Source organism: Acetomicrobium sp. UBA5826, from assembly GCF_002433005.1.
In the GTDB taxonomy this organism is placed as follows: Bacteria; Synergistota; Synergistia; order Synergistales; family Acetomicrobiaceae; genus Acetomicrobium.
Map to the genome: position 1 here is coordinate 1 of NZ_DJHF01000005.1, position 21,600 is coordinate 21,600.

The 21,600-nt window shown below is 41.6% G+C and carries 22 protein-coding genes; 20 read left to right on the forward strand and 2 right to left on the reverse strand.

What is annotated here, in order from left to right; genetic code table 11:
• Positions 1 to 156 precede the first annotated feature (156 nt).
• Positions 157 to 1,530 carry a uracil-xanthine permease family protein gene (locus B3N34_RS00605; RefSeq protein WP_286973894.1) on the forward strand — a complete coding sequence of 458 codons (1,374 nt, stop codon included), beginning with the start codon at positions 157 to 159 and terminating at the stop codon, positions 1,528 to 1,530.
• Between the two features lie 58 nt (positions 1,531 to 1,588).
• On the forward strand, positions 1,589 to 2,209 hold the full coding sequence (locus B3N34_RS00610) for a nucleotidyltransferase family protein (protein WP_286973896.1): 621 nt from the start codon (positions 1,589 to 1,591) through the stop codon (positions 2,207 to 2,209).
• On the opposite strand, the gene B3N34_RS00615 is transcribed toward B3N34_RS00610, so the two are convergent.
• Positions 2,178 to 2,990: an XdhC family protein gene (locus B3N34_RS00615; RefSeq protein ID WP_286973898.1), complete on the reverse strand. Its 813-nt coding sequence runs from the start codon at positions 2,988 to 2,990 to the stop codon at positions 2,178 to 2,180. The genes B3N34_RS00610 and B3N34_RS00615 overlap by 32 nt on opposite strands.
• Positions 2,991 to 3,103: 113 nt before the next feature.
• Here B3N34_RS00615 and B3N34_RS00620 point away from each other — a divergent pair, with 113 nt between their 5' ends.
• The gene (locus tag B3N34_RS00620) at positions 3,104 to 4,126 is read left to right on the forward strand and encodes a molybdopterin-binding protein (protein ID WP_273002152.1); all 1,023 of its coding nucleotides are present in this window, start codon (positions 3,104 to 3,106) and stop codon (positions 4,124 to 4,126) included.
• 1 nt (position 4,127) lies between these two features.
• The gene (locus B3N34_RS00625) at positions 4,128 to 4,568 is read left to right on the forward strand and encodes a Fur family transcriptional regulator (protein ID WP_286973901.1); all 441 of its coding nucleotides are present in this window, start codon (positions 4,128 to 4,130) and stop codon (positions 4,566 to 4,568) included.
• 234 nt (positions 4,569 to 4,802) lie between these two features.
• On the opposite strand, the gene B3N34_RS00630 is transcribed toward B3N34_RS00625, so the two are convergent.
• Positions 4,803 to 5,558, reverse strand: a complete 756-nt coding sequence (locus B3N34_RS00630) for an SIR2 family NAD-dependent protein deacylase (RefSeq protein WP_286973902.1) — start codon at positions 5,556 to 5,558, stop codon at positions 4,803 to 4,805.
• 136 nt (positions 5,559 to 5,694) lie between these two features.
• Between B3N34_RS00630 and B3N34_RS00635 the strand changes: the two genes are divergently transcribed.
• From B3N34_RS00635 to glmL, 16 genes are all read left to right on the forward strand, one after another.
• Positions 5,695 to 7,110 carry an NAD(P)/FAD-dependent oxidoreductase gene (locus B3N34_RS00635; protein WP_286973904.1) on the forward strand — a complete coding sequence of 472 codons (1,416 nt, stop codon included), beginning with the start codon at positions 5,695 to 5,697 and terminating at the stop codon, positions 7,108 to 7,110.
• Between the two features lie 52 nt (positions 7,111 to 7,162).
• Positions 7,163 to 7,654 carry a ferritin gene (locus B3N34_RS00640; RefSeq protein ID WP_286973905.1) on the forward strand — a complete coding sequence of 164 codons (492 nt, stop codon included), beginning with the start codon at positions 7,163 to 7,165 and terminating at the stop codon, positions 7,652 to 7,654.
• A gap of 26 nt (positions 7,655 to 7,680) precedes the next feature.
• A complete protein-coding gene (locus B3N34_RS00645; protein ID WP_286973907.1) occupies positions 7,681 to 8,208 on the forward strand; it encodes a flavin reductase family protein in 528 nt (175 codons plus the stop codon).
• Positions 8,209 to 8,264: 56 nt separating this feature from the next.
• The gene (locus tag B3N34_RS00650; RefSeq protein ID WP_286973908.1) at positions 8,265 to 9,083 is read left to right on the forward strand and encodes a TIGR02757 family protein; all 819 of its coding nucleotides are present in this window, start codon (positions 8,265 to 8,267) and stop codon (positions 9,081 to 9,083) included.
• 25 nt (positions 9,084 to 9,108) lie between these two features.
• Positions 9,109 to 10,941: an ASKHA domain-containing protein gene (locus B3N34_RS00655; RefSeq protein WP_286973910.1), complete on the forward strand. Its 1,833-nt coding sequence runs from the start codon at positions 9,109 to 9,111 to the stop codon at positions 10,939 to 10,941.
• Between the two features lie 94 nt (positions 10,942 to 11,035).
• Positions 11,036 to 11,488, forward strand: coding sequence for an RrF2 family transcriptional regulator (locus B3N34_RS00660; RefSeq protein ID WP_286973912.1), 453 nt, complete (start codon positions 11,036 to 11,038; stop codon positions 11,486 to 11,488).
• Entirely contained in the window at positions 11,451 to 12,209 is a 759-nt protein-coding gene (locus B3N34_RS00665) for an ATP-binding protein (RefSeq protein WP_286973914.1), read from the forward strand. The genes B3N34_RS00660 and B3N34_RS00665 overlap by 38 nt, the downstream gene beginning before the upstream one ends.
• Positions 12,210 to 12,224: 15 nt before the next feature.
• Positions 12,225 to 13,871, forward strand: coding sequence for a hydroxylamine reductase (hcp, locus tag B3N34_RS00670; RefSeq protein ID WP_286973917.1), 1,647 nt, complete (start codon positions 12,225 to 12,227; stop codon positions 13,869 to 13,871).
• Between the two features lie 283 nt (positions 13,872 to 14,154).
• A complete protein-coding gene (locus B3N34_RS00675) occupies positions 14,155 to 14,859 on the forward strand; it encodes a GntR family transcriptional regulator (RefSeq protein WP_286973919.1) in 705 nt (234 codons plus the stop codon).
• Between the two features lie 17 nt (positions 14,860 to 14,876).
• The gene (locus tag B3N34_RS00680; protein WP_286973921.1) at positions 14,877 to 15,761 is read left to right on the forward strand and encodes an isocitrate lyase/PEP mutase family protein; all 885 of its coding nucleotides are present in this window, start codon (positions 14,877 to 14,879) and stop codon (positions 15,759 to 15,761) included.
• A 312-nt stretch (positions 15,762 to 16,073) separates the two neighbouring features.
• On the forward strand, positions 16,074 to 16,640 hold the full coding sequence (locus B3N34_RS00685) for an HD domain-containing protein (protein WP_286973922.1): 567 nt from the start codon (positions 16,074 to 16,076) through the stop codon (positions 16,638 to 16,640).
• A 23-nt stretch (positions 16,641 to 16,663) separates the two neighbouring features.
• Complete coding sequence (locus B3N34_RS00690; protein WP_286973923.1) at positions 16,664 to 17,710, forward strand: DctP family TRAP transporter solute-binding subunit; 1,047 nt, start codon at positions 16,664 to 16,666, stop codon at positions 17,708 to 17,710.
• Between the two features lie 39 nt (positions 17,711 to 17,749).
• A complete protein-coding gene (locus B3N34_RS00695; RefSeq protein ID WP_286973925.1) occupies positions 17,750 to 18,229 on the forward strand; it encodes a TRAP transporter small permease in 480 nt (159 codons plus the stop codon).
• 31 nt (positions 18,230 to 18,260) lie between these two features.
• Positions 18,261 to 19,535, forward strand: a complete 1,275-nt coding sequence (locus B3N34_RS00700) for a TRAP transporter large permease (RefSeq protein WP_286973927.1) — start codon at positions 18,261 to 18,263, stop codon at positions 19,533 to 19,535.
• 189 nt (positions 19,536 to 19,724) lie between these two features.
• Complete coding sequence (gene glmS / locus B3N34_RS00705; protein ID WP_286973929.1) at positions 19,725 to 20,147, forward strand: methylaspartate mutase subunit S; 423 nt, start codon at positions 19,725 to 19,727, stop codon at positions 20,145 to 20,147.
• Between the two features lie 21 nt (positions 20,148 to 20,168).
• The gene (gene glmL / locus B3N34_RS00710; RefSeq protein ID WP_286973931.1) at positions 20,169 to 21,599 is read left to right on the forward strand and encodes a methylaspartate mutase accessory protein GlmL; all 1,431 of its coding nucleotides are present in this window, start codon (positions 20,169 to 20,171) and stop codon (positions 21,597 to 21,599) included.
• Position 21,600 lies beyond the last annotated feature (1 nt).

The following is a 21,600-nucleotide window of genomic DNA, read 5'->3' on the forward strand; positions in this document are numbered from 1 at the left end:
GTAGGTCGCTGCCATGTGCCTGTTTTATTTTTGCCTCCATGGAGAGGCGAAAGAGGTGAAAAAAGAAGACGAGAAGGACTCGTCTTCTTTTTTTTCGGGGGTGGATGTGATATAAAGTTTTGGATGAAATATATAATATAGGGGTGTTCCGTTATTATGATCAGAAGAAAAGCAATTTATGGCGTCAACGACGTCCCGCCCCCAACTATATTGGTACTGGCGGGTGCTCAGCATGTACTGACTCTTTTTGGAGCAACTACTCTTGTGCCGTTAATATTCGGTCCTGAGATGGGAATGACAAGAGCGGAGATAGGATTTTTTATTTCGTGCGTATATCTGGCCATGGGGATAGCTACGCTGATCCAAACGCATCCAAAGCTTGGTTCCGGCCTTCCGATCGTTCAGGGGTCAAGTTTCAGCTTTATCCCTCCCATAATGACCATAATTGGCATTTATAAGGCAATGGGGCCTAACGTGATCATGCAATATATTGGCGGTGCCCTGATAAGCGGCGGTTTGCTCCTGTCTTTTTTGGGATACAGCAAAATAGTTGGATATATTAGGAAAGTTATAACCCCCGTAGTTATCGGACCCACAATTATGGCTATAGGCTTTTCCCTTGCTCCCACTGCTGTACAGTTCAATGCTGCCAACTATTGGCCGGTGTCGTTATTGGTTGTGTTTTTGATCTTTTTTTTCAGCCTCGTGACGAAAAAACAATACCTCAGTATATTTTCTGTGTTGACTTCAATAGTAATTACTTATCTTATTTGTTTACTCCTGTCAGTGACCGGTTTATTCGCTGCGGGGCATCCGGCATATATAGATCTCACTGAAGTTATCAGGGCTCCGTGGTTTAGGTTTACTGGAATTATGCCCTGGGGTGCGCCAAAGTTTAGCGTTGTAACCTTTGGTACAGCATTGGCCGGTTTCTTCGCGGTTATGATCGAGTCAATCGGAGATTATCACTCCTGTTCCTATGCTGCAGGGCTGGACGATCCCTCCTCTGAGACCATTAGCAGAGGTATCGGTGCCGAAGGGCTAAACTGTGCAATTTCGGGAATGCTTGGCGGTGTTGCGACGACCTCCTATACCGAAAATATCGGACTAATCGGTTTGACGGGCGTTGCCTCTCGCTGGGTTGTAAGGACAGGAGCCGTTATATTGATATTGATGAGCACAATAGGAAAGCTCGGTGCTCTTGTTGCCACCATTCCCAGTCCGATAATTGGTGGAGCTTATATATCGCTTTTTGGCGTAATAGGTGCTCTTGGAATCCAGGTTTTGATGAGGGCTGATATGGGAAGCCAGAGGAATGTTTTAATAGTTGGTTTTGCCTTCTTAATGGCCCTTGGACTTCCTGGATGGATAGAGCAGAACCACGCTATTTTTTCGACATTAGGAGTTCTTGGAGAAGTAATATGGGCTATATTGAAGACACCGATGGCTGTAGCGGGCATTTGTGCAGCCGTATGCGATAGCTTGATTCCCGGTACCGACGAGGAGCGGGGCATAGGCGTAAAAATATGATAAATGACAAAAGAGGCGGGTTATAACCCGCCTCTTTTGTATGTGAGGTGTAATTTATTTGATCAAGGCAATCCTTTTAGCTGCCGGCGAAGGACGGCGTTTGGGTTACGAGAAGATGTCAAGGCCTATTTTGGGCAAACCAATCATATTTTGGACGTTAGATTTAATCCGCGCCTCTGGTTTTGATCCAAAAGATATAGTGGTTGTAATAGGTTATGATGGAGATAAGTTGAAGAAGGAATTATCGAAGTATGGCGTTCGATTGAATATTGTCGAAAATCCCGATTACAGAAAAGAGATGTTCTCTTCGATAAAAACCGGCATATTGTCTTTGTCAAAAGATATAGAAAATGTCCTAATAGCCTTAGGCGATCAACCTTTAGTCAAGCCCGCTACGATAAAGGCCATTTTATCCGAAAGGCACCCCATAAAGGTGGTTCAGCCTGTTTTTAACGGAAAAAGGAGTCATCCGATTCTGATCCCAAAGCCCATAGTTGAAACAATACACTCAGCCTCTTTTGATCACACATTAAAGGATCTCATGCCGCCGCCGGAAGAAAGAATCTTGGTGCCCGTGGATGACGAGGGAGTATGCATTGACATAGACACCTTCGAGGACCTTAAGCTGGCGGAGAGCATCTTAAAGATCAGACATCAAGAGGCTGACGCAGGCCCTTAACGTTTGCTCCGTTATCGACAGCAATGATTTCAGCCATAACAGATATAGCGATTTCTTCAGGCGTTTCTGCCTTGATGGGAAGTCCAATGGGTGCATATAATCTGTCGACCAGCTCTTTGGAAACCCCCATTTTTAGCAGGTTTTCTTTCATCACGGCTATTTTGCGCTTGGAGCCTATCACTCCTATGTAGCAAGCTGTCTTTCCGTCGAGTTTGCGGACGACCTCTGTGTCAAGAGAGTGCCCTCTGGTTACAACGACGACATGTGTTAGTTTGTGAAATGACAGATATCTTTCGAAGGCCTCATCGAGCGGGCAGGCAATTGTTTGTGCCCAAGGGACGTTATCTGGATTTGCGAATTCCTCTCTTTCGTCCCACAAGGTTACTGAATAATTTAGAAAACTAGCGACCCGGGCTATGGCTTTTCCTACATGTCCGGCTCCAAAAATAATGAGTTCTTTTTTTCTCCCGATAAGTTCAAGAAATACTGTCGTTTTACCGCCACAGGCGGCTTTTGGGTCATCTGCCTCTGTGGCCGTAAATTCTTCGCTGTAAAGAGCAGTTGTTTTGTCCTCACGGAACAACTTCAATGCTTCCTGTATAACGTGATATTCCAATACGCCTCCGCCTATTGTCCCAACTATCGACCCGTTTTCCCATACCAGCATCTTTGATCCGACGCTTCTTGGCGTCGAACCTTCTTCGTCTATTATTGTGCATAATACACATTTTTCCCCCGTCTCAAGGGATTTCTTAAGAGATTCGATGATTGTCAGATCCATTTTGATTACCTCCTCCAGTTGTGTTTCGTTTTATTATAAAATATACACATAGTCTGACTATAGGCAAAACGGGATTGCAAAGCGAAAAACGGTCGATAGGGAGGATTTTGAAAGTGCGCAAAAAAATTGTAAATTTGAACCAGGCAATAAATCATATTTTATCTCATGACTTGACGAAAATAGATGTGGATATGGGTTATAAGGGGCCTCGTTTCAAGAAAGGACATGTCATCAAAGAAGAGGACATAGAGATTTTAAGGTCTATGGGCAAAGAACATTTAACTATTCTGGAATTAGAAGAAGATGAAGTGCATGAAGACGATGCTGCTTTAGCTTTAGGGTCGGCAATATGCGGAAAGGGATTGAAATTAACAGCCCCAAGCGAGGGAAGGTGTAATTTAATAGCCGACTTCAGAGGGCTTCTTTACTTCGATCCCGATAAAGTAAATATGATAAATAGCGATCCCGACTGGGTGGTAGTTACTTTATATCCCTACACGATGGTGGAACCGGGAGACATGGTGGCGGGTTTTAGGATTTTGCCACTTGCCGTTAAGAGAGCGCAGCTTGAAAGGGCTCTGCGTGTAGGGGCTACATTTGAGGTTAGGGCCTACAACCCTCTCAAGGTCGGATTGATAACAACTGGAGGGGAAATAAAAAGCGGAATAATAAAGGATGCCTTCAGGCCTAAGCTTGAAAGAAAAGTAGCTTATTTCGGAGGGAGTTTACTGGGACAAAGCATCGCAGGAGATGACCTATACGAGATTGTAGAAGCAATACGCAACTTTTTAAATAGTGGAGCAGATTTGATCATCTGTACAGGGGGCATGAGCGTCGATGCCGATGATAATACTCCGCGAGCCATTGCACAGACCTGCGACGAGGTAAAATTCAAGGGTATACCTGTATTGCCAGGCTCAATGCTTATGGTGGGAATGAAGGGAGAAAAAGTCATCATTGGAGCGCCTGCGTGTGTCGTCCACGATGAATGGACCAGTCTAGACCTGGTTTTGCCTAGGATATTTGCCGGACTGATTCCAACCTTCGAGGAGATCTCGAGGTTTGGCATAGGTGGCCTGTGCAGGCGTTGCTCGACATGTTCTTTTCCTAACTGTTCTTTTGGGGTCAAATGTTGAAATGTTGTATCGAGAATATGTAAAGAAAACGTTAAAAACTTTTGGCATAAGGCCCACAAAAGCGAGAATTCTCATTTGCGAAGCGCTAATGATGGCAGGGCAACCCGTATCGCACGGTGATCTACAGACAAACGTTCTTTTAAGTGAGATTAACAGGGTTACATTGTACAGATCTTTAAACATCTTGGTTGAAGCGGGCATAGTGCATAAGGTGCTTGGCATAGATGGTCGATGGTACTTTTGCATTCACGAACTTGACGAACCGGGGTGCCCCGGAGGCCACCCCCATTTTTATTGCCTAAAGTGCGGGAACATGAAATGTTTGCAAGGAGACAAGCTTCCCTTTGTGGAAGTTCCTCCGGGGTGTCATGTCGAAGGAAAGCAACTTTTAGTTTACGGGATATGTGAGAAATGTTTTAAGGAAACTAAAGAGTTTAATTGATAGAAAGCAGCACAGCGTCTCCCGACAAGATGGGGTCTTTGGGGTTTTCCTCGATCGCTTCGACGAGTGATAAATTTTCATATGCAGTGACGACCTTTAATTTTCCTTTTATTTCGTAATAGTCGTATCCCGAATTTAATCTGCAACGTTTGCTTCGATATGGCTAGGGGAAAGAAAGAGAAGGAGAGCCGTAAACAGTGACATAATTTGCACTTTCGTCATGTTAGGCACTTCCTAATCGTGTTTTAGATGTTCGTCAATAGATTTGAAGAATGCATCAATGTCCTCGTCGGCTACCAGGTCTACCCTGTCCATTGGAAGATAGGCAGTGGAAAAATCACCCTTGTTTACTATTACTATAGTCCCCTTACATTCGGCTGGAATCAGAGCCGCGGGAGTAACCACAAGGGACGAGCCGACAACGAAGAATAGGTCGCTTTCCCTCGCGAGCTCAATGCATTTGTCAAGGTATTTAACGGGCTCGCCGAAAAAGACAATGTCCGGTTTTATTACTCCTCCACAACTATCACAGTGGGGGATTTCTTCTTTCATGGTTTTCTTAAAACTTTCTTCGTAATTAAATTTTTTGCCGCATTTGAGACAATAACTTTCCCATACGCCTCCGTGTATTTCGTAAACTTTTTTTGACCCGGCCCTTTGATGGAGGGAATCGATGTTTTGGGTAATTATGCCTATTAATTTCCCTTTTTCCTCCAGCGTTGCGAAGAAATAATGCGCGAAGGTTGGTTTTATCTGTTGAAGGGCCTTCAAGAATTCCTTGTGAAATTTATAAAAAAGCGAGGGGTCACGATGAAAATAGGATATGTCAAATATCCTCTCCGGGTTATCTATACCGGCCGTGCGATACAACCCCTTTGGCCCACGGAAATCGGGGATTCCGGCATTTGTGGATATGCCTGCTCCGCTAAGCAGGCATATTTTTTGTGCCTTTTTTATCATATCTGCGCACTTTGCTGCCAGGTCATGCATCAGCTTCACCTCCTGCAACTTTTTGTCTCGCATAAATCCCTTATATACTTTATCATTATCAGAGGATATTTTCATCCTCCACTTCTGGTAAGTATTTTAAAATATCAAATGGCCGTCTTAAAGTTATGATGGAGGGATGAGTGTGGGAAATTATTACGATGTTATTGTGGTGGGAGCAGGTCCGGCCGGACTTTTTGCTGCCTTGGAGTTGGCGAACAGAGGAATAAGTGTGGCTTTAATAGACAAAGGAAAGACGCTTGACGAGAGAAAGTGTCCGTTGAAAATGGGCATAGTTCGAACCTGTGCTCATTGCAATTCCTGTAGCCTGATGTGCGGGTGGGGAGGCGCAGGAGCCTTTAGCGATGGTAAATTAACGTTGACCCCTCACTTTGGAGGAAATTTAGAGAAATACATCGGTAAGGAAAGGCTTCTTGCCTTGCTCGACGAAGTAGATTCCATTTGGAGGGAAAATGGAGCAGATTCCGCACCTTTGTTCGAACCGGATCCGGAATTTGCCTCTAAGGTTATCAAAAAAGCCCGTGTGGCTGGTTTACATGTCATTCCTGCGAAGATACGGCACATAGGCACAGATCGCACGAAGGAAGTGTTGCGCAATATATATTGCAAATTGCGCGATAAAGTTCACATATTGATGAACACCGAAGTAAAGAGGGTACTGATTGCTGATGGAGGAGTGGCTGGCGTTGAACTTTCAAGCGGCGAAAAGCTAAACGCAAAATTCGTCTTGCTGGCCCCCGGAAGGGAAGGAGCTCCCTGGATGGAACGGACGAGCAAAGAGCTTGGCCTTCAAGTAGACTCCCTTCCCGTCGACGTAGGCGTGAGGGTAGAAATTCCTGCCGAGTTGGCCGAGGAGTTGACGGAACAGTTCTACGAAGTTAAGGCAATCTACAATTCCCCGACTTTTGACGATCAGGTTAGGACCTTTTGTATGTGTCCCCACGGAGAAGTCGTTACGGAGTTTCAGTCCGATGGTGGCGTCGTTACCGTGAATGGCCACAGCTTCAGAGACAAAAGCACGGACAACACTAACTTTGCCATACTTGTGAGCACTAATTTCACAGAACCCTTCCACGATCCCAACGGCTATGGTGTTCATATTGCAAGACTGGCGAACATGCTTGGCGGTTCGGTGTTAGTGCAGCGATTGGGCGATCTTAAACTGGGCAGACGATCGACTCGTTCGAGAATTGAACGGGGCTTGGTGAAACCGACATTAGCGGAAGCCGAGCCGGGGGATTTATCCTTTGCCCTTCCATACAGACATCTAAAGGACATTTTAGAAATGCTTGAGGCTTTGGAGTCGATCATACCCCATGTGAACGATAAATATACCTTGTTATACGGTATTGAGGTCAAATTCTATAGTTTGAAGCTTTCCTTAAACGAGAAACTGCAAACCTCGATAAAAGGCTTGTATGCTGCTGGAGACGGAGCGGGTGTTACCAGGGGGGTCATACAGGCTGCGGCCAGCGGTTTGGTCTCCGCCAGGAGTATGCTTGAAGAGATTCATGAAACGATTTCAAAAAACTAGCGAAATTGCTGTATAATAATATACGTTAAATATGAATACAGGGGTGATAATTATGTTGGATCGCAAGTTGCTCAAAATGCTTAACGAACAACTAAACAGAGAGATATATTCAGGTTATTTGTACTGGTCAATGGCTTCCTGGTTTGATGCCAACAATTTAAAGGGTTTTGCCCACTGGATGAAAAAACAGGCCGAGGAAGAGATAGACCATGCAAAGAAATTCTATGAATATATAAACGACAGGAGCGAAAAGGTCGAGATGTTGCCTATTGAAGCTCCAAAGTCCTCGTGGAGTTTGCCTTTGGAGGTCTTTGAAGACACCTTCGCCCACGAACAAAAAGTAACTGAAATGATCAACAGTTTGGTAGATGCAGCGAGGGAAGCTAACGACCATGCAACATTCGAATTCCTTCAATGGTTTGTCAAAGAACAGGTCGAAGAAGAGGCCAATGCCGAAGAGATAGTCCAAAAGCTGCGCTTCGCAGGAGATTCTCCAAGCGTTATATTAATGTTGGATCAGGCGCTGGGATCTCGGGAGGATTAGTTGAGTCTTGTAAAGGAGGCAGGCCTATGGGTGTCGATAAGGTAGATTTGAAGGCTCTCTTTACCCTAAGTTACGGGCTATATATAGTGACGGGGACCAGCGAAGGAAGGTTGAACGGTCAGATAGCAAATGCGTTGATGCAGGTTACTGCAGATCCCATATGTATGGTTGTAGCTTTGCACAAAGATAACTTGACTACAGAGCTGGTAGAAAAGGGCAAGGCCTTCGGAGTGTCGGTTCTGGAAGAGGATACGCCAATGCCATTCATAGGGACTTTTGGGTTTAAATGCGGGAGAAATATAAATAAAATGACTCAGTGTCAATACAAGATTGGCGATACGGGCGTGCCCTTGGTATTGGACCACGCCCTTGCCGTTATTGAGGCAAAGGTCATAGATATAATTCCGGTATATACTCATAAGCTGTTCGTTGCAGAGGTTGTTTCAGCTGAGACCATAAAAAGCGGTACGCCCCTAACGTATGCCAATTATCGTTTGATAAAGGGCGGAAAGTCGCCCAAGAATGCGCCGACCTTTGTCTTCAACAAAGCGTAATTATGAAATAAATGGGGCGCTCGTAGGGCGCTCTTTTGCTTAAGGGTGAAATGAGTTTGTCTTTGGTCGAGTTTTTGGAAATGTTTTACGCCAAATATAACGATAAAGAGAAGGCAAGAGAGGACCCGGTCTATTTTTTGCATCGTTTCGATGATATTCGTGCAAGGGAGATAATTGGGATTGTTGCTGCCTCCCTGGCCTTCGGGCGAGTTTCTCAGATCATAAAATCTATAGAGAAAGTCGTCGCCATAATGGAAGATAATCCAAGAGATTTCCTTTTGAAAGTATCTGTGGATTATTTAATGGCGAAGCTCAAGGGATTTAAACATAGGTGGGTCAAGGGAAGCGATATTGTTAGCCTTTTGTATGCCTGCAAAATTTTGATCGCACGATATGACTCGCTGGAGTCTCTCTATGAGCATTGCAAAGCTGGGGATTCGGACCCTGCGGTTGGTTTTGCTGTTGCCCTTAGAAATGCATCGCCTGAGGATATAAGCGTTCTAATCCCCGATCCAGGGAAAAATAGCCCATGTAAGAGGCTCAGGCTTTTTTTGAAGTGGATGGTAAGAAAAGATAATGTAGATCCAGGGGGTTGGGCAGTCGAGATGCCTGCCAACCTGGTAGTTCCTTTAGATGTGCACATGTGGAAATTCGGAAAGGAATTGGGGTGGATTAAGAGGGCTTCTCCCGATGCAAAAGCAGCAATAGAGCTTACACAAGCCTTCAGGCTTTTTCGTCCCGATGATCCTTTAAGGTATGATTTTGCCCTATCCCATTTGGGCATGGAGGCCAAGGATTATCCTGAGGTCATTTCTGTCGCTAAGAAATTGTGTACGACCTGCGATTGCGAAGGCAAGAGTCAGCCGTTAAATTAAAAGCTGCAAAGGGGTCTTTAACGGAATGGACAAAAAGTTTCCCGAGTTATGCGATGTCATATATGCATATCAAGGAATCACTAGAAAGGTTACTGTAAAGCCGGATACGTCATTACTCGATGCTTTGATCTCTGCCGGCATCGTTTTAGACGCAGCTTGCGGAGGGCAGGGAAAATGCGGACAATGTCGCGTCTTGGCCAGAGGGGCTTTGACAGAACCATCTGATGAAGAGGTTGATAAATTAGGGCCCGAGATCTTGGGTCTGGGATGGCGTCTTGCCTGCCAGGCTTTTGTTAAAGGCAATGTTGAGGTTATTGTAGACGATTTTAAAACTGACTCGCGTAGCAAGCTCATCGATTCCGCCTTTTTCGAGAAAAATTTCATTTTACACCATCCTTCCGTAATGGAAGAAAAAGTGAACCTTCGCTGGGATGATCTAACGGCAGGGAGTGTGAGTGAAGCCCTTGCTAAAGCATTGGGAAAGGACGAATTGAAGATAAGGCCGGAAGCATTGCAGGAGCTGTCAATATATTGGGAAGAAGGGGAGGGCTGGAGGGGCAGTATGGTTAAAATTGACGAAGAGTATGTGGCGATTTTTTCTGGGCATGAGGAAAAACCTCTTTGCGCCTTCGTCTGTGATGTCGGCACTACGGCTATTTCTATCGTTCTGTTAGATTTGAAGATCGGTAAGATGCTTTCGCGTCGTACTATTGCGAATCCTCAGAGGAGTTTTGGAGCGGATATTATTTCTCGCATCTCTAAAGCGATAAACCCAAAAGATTTATTAAAGATGCAAACAATGTTGATCGACTCCATCGCCATGTCGATGCGACAGTGTTTAGAAGAGACAAATATATCTAAGGAAAGGGTATTTGAGATTTTGATTTTGGGCAACACTGTTATGGAACATCTCTTTTGGGGGATATCCCCTAAACCTCTTGCCAGGGCTCCCTATGTGCCGGTCTTTAAGAACATTTTAAGCTCCGAAGGTTTCAGGTTTTCGGCACTGCCAATGCACCCTTCTGGTCGGATTTGGTCGATGCCTATAGTCGATAAATTCGTGGGCGGAGATATGGTCTCCTTGCTTTTTGAGTTGATTTCTCTAGGTCCAAAAATTCCATGCCTCGTGATAGACCTTGGAACGAATGGGGAAATAGGGCTGATTTTGGATGATAAAATATTTATCACTTCCGCAGCGGCCGGGCCTGCCTTTGAGGGTGGTGCGATATCCTGTGGAAGGGTTGCAACCGATGGAGCGATTTATGCTCTCGAGAAAGATGGCGAACATGGCATAAAGGCACTGACAATAGGAGAAGAAATTGCCAAAGGACTATGCGGTAGCGGAGTTATAAGCGCAATTGCCCTATTTAAAAAAATGGGATTGATAGATGATACAGGAAGGATCAAAGATCCCGACGAGATAGGGGAAAAAGCGATAGCCTCGCTGATAGTGAGAGAAGAAGGCAGGCGAAAAATAATGATCGCGGATGATATAACCCTGACCCAATCTGATATTAGACAGGTTCAGCTGGCGAAGGGGGCGATCTCTGCCGCCATAGATTTGATATTGGAAAAGGCCTGCTTGAGCGGCGAATCATTAAGCGCTGTTTACCTGGCGGGGTCTTTTGGAAACTACCTAAACCCCGAAGATGTCATTGATATAGGCTTGTTGCCAAAGGATCTTACGGGTGAGATCAAGTGTCTCGGAAACGCTGCATTGAGCGGGGGAGTCAGGTTTGTATTGGGCGGCAGAGAGTCTTTTAAGGCCTTGGATCGTATCTTATCTAAAATTGAATTCATCGATATAGAAAAAGAAAATTTTAACGAAAAATTTTTATCGAAGCTGGCGTATCTCTGATGATCTCAGATGGGGTTTTGAAAAACCAAAATTTTTTTGTTGACAAATAGGAATTGAAGTACCATAATTCTTAAATAGGAAGGGAGGTCGAAGGATGAAGGGTGGAGTGGTACAAATCTCACAAGCTGCATCGATTGCACTGCACGGAATGGGAATACTTGCACTACATGAAAGAAGAATAAGCGTAAGAAAGCTTTCGGAGATGATATCCGTATCCGAACAACATGCAGCGAAGGTCTTTCAAAGGTTGACCAAGGCTGGACTGGTAAATTCCCTACGTGGTCCAAGCGGGGGTGTCGAACTCGCTGTTCCCGCTTCAAAAATAACCCTCTACGAGGTTTATGAAGCCATAGAGGGGAAGTCTTCGTCAGACTACTGCTTGATAAACAAACAGCATTGTCCCTTTGGGAGCTGTATTTTTGGAGGAATGCTCAAAAGAATTAACGAAGAGTTTTTAAAATATCTATCCAGCAGGACTTTAGCTGACTTAGTAAGGAGTGATCTTTTCGATGAAACAAAGGGTATTGCGACGAGTAATAAAAATTGACGAGGATAAGTGTGACGGATGTGGCCTCTGTGCCGAAGCCTGTCATGAGGGCGCAATAGTCATAGAAGAGGGGAAGGCCAAGTTCAGAAACGAGTCTTACTGCGATGGCTTGGGAGACTGTATCGGTGAATGCCCGAAGGGGGCCATATCCTTTGAGTTGACGGAAGCTGAAGAATACACAAGAGCTGCAGAAGAACCGAGCCATGGAGAAAACCTCCTTCCCTGCGGGTGCCCAGGAAGCAATGTTATGGATATTCGTCATAATGGCAATAAAGGAATGTCAGAAAGCTTGGAACAGGGCGTCGCCGATGATAATTCTAGGCTTTTGAATTGGCCAATTCAGCTCAAATTGTTGCCGATAAATGCACCGTATTTGAAAGGATCTTCTATCGTGATGGCTGCGGATTGCACGGGATTTTCGTTATACAGTTTTCAAAAGACGATATTGAATGACGATGAAAGAGTTTTGCTCATAGGTTGTCCCAAACTTGATGATGCCGAGCTTTATAGGCAGAAATTAGCTCAAATTTTTGAGGTAAATCAGACGCCCGAAATAACTGTAGTAATTATGGAAGTGCCTTGCTGTGGGGGATTATGGAGAATAGCGGAATCCGTTGCAAGCGAAGTTAATCGGGATATAGTTTTAAATAAAATAGTGATTGGAATCGATGGTAACATTAAAGATAAAGAAACAATTAAATATAGATACAAAGCAAATTAAAAAGGGGGAGTAGGCATGTTTTGTTATCAATGTGAACAGACAGCTCAAGGGAGTGGTTGTACTAATTTTGGTGTATGCGGCAAAAGCCCCGAGGTAGCGGATCTTCAGGACCTGCTCATACACGTCGCTAAAGGTATTTCCATGTACGCTCACAGGGCGCGGGCTTTAGGTGCGTCCGATAAAGAAATCGATTCATTCGTAATAGAATCTTTATTTACTACGGTGACTAATGTTAACTTCGACGAGGATCGCATGGAACAAATGATCCGTAAGGCGGAAAAAATCAGGGAAAAGGCTAGAAATCTTTACCTCAATGCAGCAAAGGAAAAGGGAATAACGCCGGATGAGTTAAACGGGCCGGCGACATTTGAGCTGGCAAAAGATCGATCGGGACTATTAACTCAAGGAGAAAAGGTCAATCCCGAATCGCGAACCCAGCGATGGGGAGATGTTGTAGGGGGACTACACGACCTTATCTTGTTTGGCCTAAAGGGGAGCGCAGCCTACGCAGATCATGCCCAGATTTTGGACAAAAAAAGCAATGAGATTTATGGGGGATTTCATGCTTTCATGGACTACCTCTCCAAAGATAGCTTTACGGAAGAGGAATTATTGCAAAAGGTTATCGAATTTGGGAACTTTAATTTAAAGATAATGGAGCTTCTGGATGAGGCCAATACCGAAGCCTATGGTCATCCCGAACCTACCAAAGTAAGGGTAACCCCTGTAAAGGGAAAGGCAATACTTGTTTCCGGTCATGACTTGAGGGATTTGGATCTTCTCTTAAAACAAACGGAGGGCAAGGGCATAAGCGTCTATACTCACGGAGAGATGCTTCCTTGCTTAGCCTACCCAAAACTTAAAAAATATTCCCATCTTGTAGGAAACTATGGAAGTGCCTGGCAGAATCAGCGAAGTGAATTCGATGAATTTCCGGGTGCAATTTTGATGACGACCAACTGCATTCAAAAACCAAAGGATTCTTACAAGGATCGAATTTTTACCACAGGTCTGGTGGCCTGGCCGGGAGTACGCCACATTGGTCCCGATAAGGACTTTTCTCCCCTTATTGAGGCGGCGCTTGCCCAGCCCGGTTTCTCCGAAGATGGACCAGAACATTACATTACCATAGGTTTTGCTAGAAATACCGTGCTCTCCGTAGCTGATAAGGTCATTGATTTGGTCAAGCAGAGGAAGATCCGACACTTCTTCCTCATAGGTGGTTGCGATGGAGCAAAGCCGGGGCGTAATTATTACACTGAATTTGCAACTAGCGTACCAAAAGACTGTCTTATCTTGACCTTAGCATGCGGCAAATATCGCTTCAATAAGCTGGAGTTTGGTGATATTGAGGGTATCCCAAGGTTGCTCGACATGGGGCAGTGTAACGATGCTTACTCTGCGATCGTCGTTGCAAAAGCCCTAGCCGATGCCTTTGAGACGGATGTCAATAGCCTTCCCTTATCGCTCATCTTGTCGTGGTACGAACAAAAGGCTGTTTGTATTTTGTTGTCCCTTATCGCCCTTGGAATCAAAAATATACGCCTTGGCCCAACCCTTCCTGCCTTTTTAAAGCCCAAAGTGATTTCCTACTTGAGCGAAAATTTGGGTCTCAAACCTATCACTACTCCGGCAGAGGATTTAAAAGCCATACTGGGCTAAACGCAAGTCACCTGTTGTTTCTATACAAAAAGAGGCAAGTTACTAACTTGCCTCTTTTTGTATTCTTAAAATAGGTATCAATTAGCGTGCCCGGATTCTTACCGTCGCAAATTACGAGAAGAATTATATCAATACTAGTGACTAAAGTGACATATATGTATTTTGTATTATTTTATTAATGCCTATTGCAAAAATAATGCAGCAATGATAAATTGAGTACATTCGAATTCGACCTTCGATTATAAAAAGTATGCTCTTATAAAAAAGGGGTTAAGTGAAAACATTGGACAATGCAAGGAGTGTGCAAGAGCGGTTCTCATTACCAAGTAGATTGCCATATAAAAACATTACTATGGCAGTACGAGAACGCTTGATGATGGAGCTTTTGTTTTCTAACAAATATGAGCCGGGTGAATGGATTAATGAATCGGTTATAGCCAATGAACTAAACATAAGCAAAGCGCCTATTAGGGAAGCCTTAAGGGAGTTAGCAGCAATTGGATTAGTGCAGATAGTACCTAACAAGGGAGCTCGTGTAACAGAATTTACAAGACGAGACATGGAAGAGATTTATACTATTAGATATACACTAGAAGAATGTATTTTTAAGGATATTATCGCCCGTGATGCAATTACGAAAGATGATATCAATCACCTTGATGGTATAGTTGTAGAAATGATGAACATTGCTACCAGCGACAGCCCTAAAGAGATCTTATTGGGCAATTTCCTTGAGAAAGATCTGGAATTTCATAGATATCTATGGCTTCACTCAGAGCTTAAATGGACTACAAAAATGCTTTTGGATATTTATCTTTTGCTTATTTTGGGTATTTATAGTTTTTTGCTCGAGGCAGATTTATTAAAAACTGCAGAATATCACTTTAGAATTATAGATTATATAAAAGCGAAGGATGTTGATAAATTCAAGCAAGACAGGTCAGAAAGTTATTATTCTTTAAGGAGACAAGAAGACAGTATAAATTAGGTTAAGGAGGATTTTTTATGGAGAAGATGACTACGAGACTTCGTAAACTTCTTTCTAGGGACCAAATACTTGTTGCGCCAGGAGCTCACGATCCTCTTGTGGCGAGGATAATCGAAAAGGAAGGTTTTGAGGCAGTGTATATGACTGGTTATGGAACTTCGGCAAGCGTGCTAGGGCAACCTGATGTTGGACTCTTGACGTTAACAGAAATGGCAATTAGAGCTGCGAACTTAGTTGAGGCCGTAAGCATCCCTGTAATTGCCGATGCAGATACTGGATATGGAAATGCCATTAATGTTCAACGGACCGTGCGTTTGTACGAAAAAGCTGGGGTTGCCTGTATTCAACTTGAAGATCAAGTAGCTCCAAAAAAGTGTGGTCACATGCTGGGCAGGGAAGTCATTTCGCAGGAAGAGATGGTGGGAAAAATTAAAGCGGCCTGTGATGCCAGAGTTGATGACGACCTTATGATAATGGCAAGAACAGATGCAAGGACTAATTACGGTATCGATGCAGCTATAGAAAGAGGCAAGGCATATGAAAAGGCGGGTGCGGATGTAATTTTTATTGAATCAGTGGAATCAATTCAAGAAATGAGAATGGTTACGAGTAGTTATAATGTTCCTGTTATTGCAAACATGGTTGAAGGTGGGAGAACTCCTTATCTTTCGGCGAAAGAGCTTGAAGAAATTGGCTATGACATTGTAATTTTCCCAACAGTATCTACTTATGTAATTGCTAAGGCGGTTAAAGAAGTGTTAGAAGTATTAAAGCATACAGGAACTACTAAGGATTACTTTAATAAGATGATCTCTTTTGTGGAGTTTAATGAAATGATAGGTTTACCCAAAATACGAGAGATAGAGAATAGATATGTGGCGGAAAATTTCTTAAGAGCATAAAACTATGTTATGCAGTGAGGATAAAAAGTCGTAATATAGTAATACTGCTATTTTACGGTATATAGTTGTTAAAATATCTTTAATTTCGTCTTTTTTTATAAGATGAAGATATGGGGTTGCTTAATAAGATGTTATAAAGTAAATTGAGTGTATGTAGTACTTTATGTATATTTTATTATTTATGTGAGTGTAGAGTAGCATAGTAATTTGTCAATTTGTTGTGTGAGTTAATAATTTGGATAAGAGCGTTAAATCACAAAGTTTTTCTGTTTATATTATATAGACATTAAATTAATGAAAGAGGGTAATTGGATGATAAGCCCCGAGGATGTATTTAGTTTATTCCCCGAAATAGAGTGGTTAAATAGCAATACCCTTAAAGAAAGTGTTGTCAAAACTTGGGTTGAAGCAACGAAACTAGGGGGATGGAATAAAGATGAGCTAGAAAAATTGCCTTTTGTATTGATTGAACTGAAAGATTGTTCGGTTACTCTTGTTGAGCACGTTAGGAATGTGACAAAGTTGGCTGCAAAGATAGAAGCTATGCTTGCATCGTTCTACAACAAACACCTCAAAGTTAATAGAGAAGTAGTCCTAGCGGGTGCATTATTGCATGATGTCGGAAAATTAGTTGAATATTCTCAAATTAATAATGGGTATACGTTTAGTCAGCTTGGTAAACTATTAAGACATCCTATTATTGGGGCTATACTTGCTTTTCAATGTGGTGTTCCGCCAGAGGTCTGTCATATTATTTCGGTTCATTCCTTTGAAGGTGATAAATCATATATATCTCCTGAGGGTTTTATTGTAAAAAATGCAGATTGGCTTAATTTTGATTTTTTGGCTTATAAGTATCAATCTAATTTAAAGCATTAAATTTACAATAGGAGGGTATGAGTATGTTTAAAAAGAATGTTTTCAATATGTTGGTTATTTTGATTGCGATAATTGGGTTTTTGACTAGTGGTGAGTCTTCTGCATCAAACAGTGTTGTTGTGGCTCAACTTAGTAACAATCAAGCTACCGGTGAAATCAAGACGTTCTTGCTAGGCCACATCTTGAGTGCCAACGATGATGATCCATATCAAGTATTTGCGACAAACTTTGCGAAGAATGTAGAAGAAATGAGTGCTGGGAAAATGAAGATTCAAGTTATTCCTAATGCTCAGCTTGGCGGAGAAAGAGATATGATGGAAGGGATGCAGTTCGGGACAATACAAATGTGTGTACAAACTAATGTAAATACGGGGATCTTTGCGTCAAAATTTTTAGCTTTTGATTTACCCTTTATATTTAACAATGCTGCACAAGCCTATAAAATATTAGATGGTCCACTAGGAAGAGAAGTTCTTGATAGTCTAGAACCATTAGGAATTAAAGGTTTGGCGTGGGGCGAAGGTGGTTTTAGACACATGATTAATAAAGTAAGACCAATAAGAGTGCCAAGTGATGTCAAAGGACTTAAATTCAGAAGTCTAGAGAATCCTTTATATGTTGATACATATAAAGCCCTTGGGACAAATCCAACACCCATGGCCTGGACCGAAACCTTCACTGCTTTGCAACAGGGTACAATAGATGGGATGGATATTCCTATAAATGTAATTAAGGCCAATCGTTTTTATGAAGTTGCTAAATATTTGTCTTTAACAAGCCATTTTTATTCCCCCCTATATATAGCGATGTCAAAAAATATATGGGATAGCTTATCAGCTGAGGAACAGAGCATTATGATGAAGGCTGCAAAAAAAGCAGGAGATGACGAAAGGAAGTTTGTACAGCAAAATGAGGAACTAGCAATTAATATGATGAAAGCTCAAGGTTTACAAGTTAACAGTGATGTAGATTTTGCAGCATTTGGTAAAGCCTTATCTCCAGTATATGAAAAATACAAAGATAAAATTGGCACCGAGTTTTTTAATAGGCTTATCCAAGCTTTAAAGTAATGAGAGCTAATTTAGGTGGATGAGTGGAGGAAAATTTCAATGTCTCTAAAGAAATTAAGTGATTTTTTTGATAGAGTGGCAAAAATGGTTTGTGTGATTATGTTTGTAATTATGGTGATAGCTGCTATAACTCAAGTGTTTGCAAGGTATGTAATTAACTATCCTATTTCTTGGACTGAAGAAGCGGCACGTTATTCTTTTATATGGTTAAATATACTAGGGGCAAGCATTGCTGTAAAACATGGGACGCACGCAGTTATTACAGTGATAGTTGATCATATTCCTACGAGGTTGAAAACTATTATAGTATTGTGTGTAGATGTTTTGGTAATGTTCGGTGGTTATTTAATGTTAACTCAGGGGGTAATGTTGGTAACGATGACAATGAACCAATTAACCCCAGCTATACATATCCCAATGGGATATATCTATTTATCGGTTCCTGTTAGTGGTTTGTTGATAATATTTCATAAGTTATTGGATTTTTACACTCATATTCCCAGGACTAGCATCGATTAAGTTTAAACATTACGTGGAAAGGGTGAATCTAGTGGGTGTATTGCTTTTTTGTTTGCTTTTTATTTTTATGGCAATAGGAGTACCAATTGCGTTTTCTATAGAGTTATCTAGTGCGTTTACACTAATGGCTACTCATTTTCGCCCTCTCATTTTAGTTGCACAGCGTATGGTTGTAGGTACAGATTCATTCCCTTTGTTAGCGGTGCCACTTTTTGTGTTGGTGGGCTCGTTAATGGAATACGGAGGAATTTCGCAAAGACTTATTAATTGGGCTGATAGTATAGTGGGCAATTTGACAGGTGGTTTGGGAATGGTTATGATCCTAGCATGTGTGGTATTTGCGGCTTTAACTGGATCAGGCCCTGCAACGGTTGCAGCTATTGGCTCTATATTAATTCCTGCAATGGTTAAAAAAGGATATGATAAAGCGAGTGCAGCTGGGTTGGCAGCAGCAGCCGGAGCACTAGGCCCTATCATTCCACCTAGCATACCAATGATAATTTATGGAGTTACAGCTAATGTATCAATTCCTCAAATGTTTATAGCAGGTATTATCCCAGGTCTGTTTATTGCTTTCTTGCTGATGTTAACTAATTATTTTGTCTGTAAAAATAAAGGGATTGCCGGTTCTAAAGAAGCTCTTTCAATAAAAAAAATAATAAAAGCTACATGGCGCGCAATGGGTGCTCTATTGTTGCCAATAGTTATTTTAGGTGGTATATATGGAGGTATATTTACACCTACTGAAGCTGCAGCAGTCGGAGTAGTATATAGTCTTATTGTTGGTTTAATTTTCGAATTGAAGTTTAAAGATCTAGGCCATATTTTAATAGAAACGACAGAAGTTTCAACTATGGTTATATTTATAATTGCAAATGCAAATCTTTTAGGTTGGATAATGTCTGCGATACAGCTTCCACAAATCATTGCTAATATTGTAGTTTCTTTAATACATAGTAAAATTGTTTATATTTTAGCATTAAATGCTTTTTTGTTCTTTGTTGGAGCTATTATGGACACTATTGCTGCAATCATTATTTTAGCACCTATATTGGTTCCAATAGGTTTAAGTTTTGGTATGAATCCATTACATTTAGGGGTAATGTTTGTAATCAATTTAGTAATAGGTTATGTTACACCACCTTTTGGCTATAATTTGTTTACGGCATGTTCTATTACAAACTTAAAACTTGAAGAAGTGGTTAGTGGTGTTATACCTTTTCTAATTGTTGAGATGGTTTCTGTTATAGTGTTATTTTTTATCCCACAATTCGTTTTGTGGCTTCCAAATATTCTTTTTGGATAGAGTTAGTTGTTTGTAAACTATATAAAATAATTATGATGGATTTGTTGAGAATAGCTTACTAATATTATCTTATTTGATCAATGTAGTTGCTTTTAGATAGTAAATATTAATTAAACACAATAGTAGTAAGTGTTTTTAATAGTTTCTTGTGTATGTTGACGATAATTTAATTTAAATGGAGGTATTCCAATGAATCAAAAAACAATAGTAATGGGAGTTATAGGGGCAGATATACATGTTGTTGGAAATAAGATCATTGAGTATGCATTAAGAGAGGCTGGTTTCAACGTGGTCAATTTAGGGATATTCTGTTCACAAGAAGACTTTGTCAATGCTGCAAAGGAAACAAATGCTGACGTAATCTTAGTTTCGTCTTTGTATGGGCATGGAGAACTTGATTGTAAAGGATTAAAAGAAAAATGTTTAGAAGCTGGCTTAAACAAGGTGAAACTTTACGTTGGCGGTAACTTGGTTGTAGGAAAACAAAATTGGGAAGATGTAAAGGCGAAATTTGAGGCAATGGGGTTTGATAGAGTAGGCTCAGAGACAACTATGCCAGATGATATTATTAAATGGTTGCAAGAGGATTTATCTTGTATAATAGCTAAGTAGAACTTTAGGGAGTGCAATATTATGGATCTTACATTGTTGATAGATTTTGGGAGTACGTATACAAAGGTCACAGCAATTAGTGAACAAAAAGGATGTTTTGTAGCAACTGCAAAAGCCCCTTCGACAGTTAATAGTGATGTTATGATTGGATTAAGTAATGCAATAAACAACTTAAAAGATATTCTAGGGGAGGAAAATTTAAGTTTTCGCAGACGAGTTGCCTGCAGTAGTGCTGCAGGAGGTTTACGTATGATCGCCATTGGGCTAGTGCCTACACTAACAGTTGAAGCTGCGCGTAAAGCTGCTTTAAATGCGGGAGCAAAGCTAATTGGATCTTATGCTTTTAAGTTAACCGAGGAAGATTTAAAAGAATTATGTATGCAAAAGCCTGATATTATACTTTTAGCTGGTGGTACAGATGGCGGAGACGAGGAGGTTATCCTACATAATGCAAAAGTATTAGCAAGCCTAGAGTTAAATGTACCAATAGTTGTAGCTGGCAACAGAGCGTGCAAAGAACGAATAAGGCAGATTTTTATAACTGCGGGTAAGGATGTCAGAATAACAGAAAATGTTTTACCTGAAATAAATAGGCTCAACATTCAGCCTGCAAGAGAATGCATTCGCGAAGTCTTTATTGAAAGAATTGTTCATGCTAAAGGTATAGATAAAGCAAAAGAATTTGTGGAAGGAATTTTAATGCCAACCCCTGAAGCTGTTCTACGAGCAACTGAACTATTAGCAGAGGGGGCTGGAGAAGAAACTGGGATGGGTGAAATTCTTGTTGTAGATGTAGGTGGAGCTACGACTGATGTGTATACAGTTTGTAGTGGAAACCCCACACGAGGAGATGTTATATTAAAAGGGCTTCCAGAGCCTTATTCAAAGCGTACTGTGGAAGGAGATTTGGGGGTAAGATTCAATTGTCTTCATATAATGGAGACAGTGGGAGTTAGTCTTCTTTCAGAAATGTCTGGAATGAAAGTAGATGTAATTGAATCAACGTTGAGCTTATGGGCAAGGAAGACTTATATGGTTCCAAAATCAGAATTGGAAATTAACCTCGATCAGGCGTTAGCAAGATGTGCAGTAGATATAGCGGTCAAAAGACATAGTGGAACACTTGAAAAATACTATACCCCCATGGGGGAAGTCTTTGTCCAGTATGGAAAAGATTTAACATCAATTAAAGCTGTAGTTGGTACGGGTGGTCCTTTAGTAAATGCGCAAAATCCGACTTATATTTTAAGCGGTGCCCTATTCGATGAGCATGATCCTTCATACCTTAAACCTAAAAATCCAAAGTTGTATATTGATAAAAATTATATATTTTATGCAATAGGATTATTGGCTGAGATTAATCCTGAATTGGCGATTCATATATTAAAGCAAGATTTAAAACAGGTTTCGTGTGAAAAGATGGTAGATAGAAGTTTAATGTGTAGGAGGTAGT

Coding starts and splice junctions, on each gene's coding strand:
- B3N34_RS00605 (WP_286973894.1), top strand. CDS start 157: ATGATCAGAAGAAAAGCAATTTATGGCGTCAACGACGTCCCGCCCCCA.
- B3N34_RS00615 (WP_286973898.1), bottom strand. CDS start 2,990: ATGGATCTGACAATCATCGAATCTCTTAAGAAATCCCTTGAGACGGGG.
- B3N34_RS00625 (WP_286973901.1), top strand. CDS start 4,128: ATGTTGTATCGAGAATATGTAAAGAAAACGTTAAAAACTTTTGGCATA.
- B3N34_RS00630 (WP_286973902.1), bottom strand. CDS start 5,558: ATGCATGACCTGGCAGCAAAGTGCGCAGATATGATAAAAAAGGCACAA.
- B3N34_RS00635 (WP_286973904.1), top strand. CDS start 5,695: ATGAGTGTGGGAAATTATTACGATGTTATTGTGGTGGGAGCAGGTCCG.
- B3N34_RS00640 (WP_286973905.1), top strand. CDS start 7,163: ATGTTGGATCGCAAGTTGCTCAAAATGCTTAACGAACAACTAAACAGA.
- B3N34_RS00645 (WP_286973907.1), top strand. CDS start 7,681: ATGGGTGTCGATAAGGTAGATTTGAAGGCTCTCTTTACCCTAAGTTAC.
- B3N34_RS00655 (WP_286973910.1), top strand. CDS start 9,109: ATGGACAAAAAGTTTCCCGAGTTATGCGATGTCATATATGCATATCAA.
- B3N34_RS00660 (WP_286973912.1), top strand. CDS start 11,036: ATGAAGGGTGGAGTGGTACAAATCTCACAAGCTGCATCGATTGCACTG.
- B3N34_RS00665 (WP_286973914.1), top strand. CDS start 11,451: ATGAAACAAAGGGTATTGCGACGAGTAATAAAAATTGACGAGGATAAG.
- hcp (WP_286973917.1), top strand. CDS start 12,225: ATGTTTTGTTATCAATGTGAACAGACAGCTCAAGGGAGTGGTTGTACT.
- B3N34_RS00680 (WP_286973921.1), top strand. CDS start 14,877: ATGGAGAAGATGACTACGAGACTTCGTAAACTTCTTTCTAGGGACCAA.
- B3N34_RS00685 (WP_286973922.1), top strand. CDS start 16,074: ATGATAAGCCCCGAGGATGTATTTAGTTTATTCCCCGAAATAGAGTGG.
- B3N34_RS00690 (WP_286973923.1), top strand. CDS start 16,664: ATGTTTAAAAAGAATGTTTTCAATATGTTGGTTATTTTGATTGCGATA.
- B3N34_RS00695 (WP_286973925.1), top strand. CDS start 17,750: ATGTCTCTAAAGAAATTAAGTGATTTTTTTGATAGAGTGGCAAAAATG.
- glmS (WP_286973929.1), top strand. CDS start 19,725: ATGAATCAAAAAACAATAGTAATGGGAGTTATAGGGGCAGATATACAT.
- glmL (WP_286973931.1), top strand. CDS start 20,169: ATGGATCTTACATTGTTGATAGATTTTGGGAGTACGTATACAAAGGTC.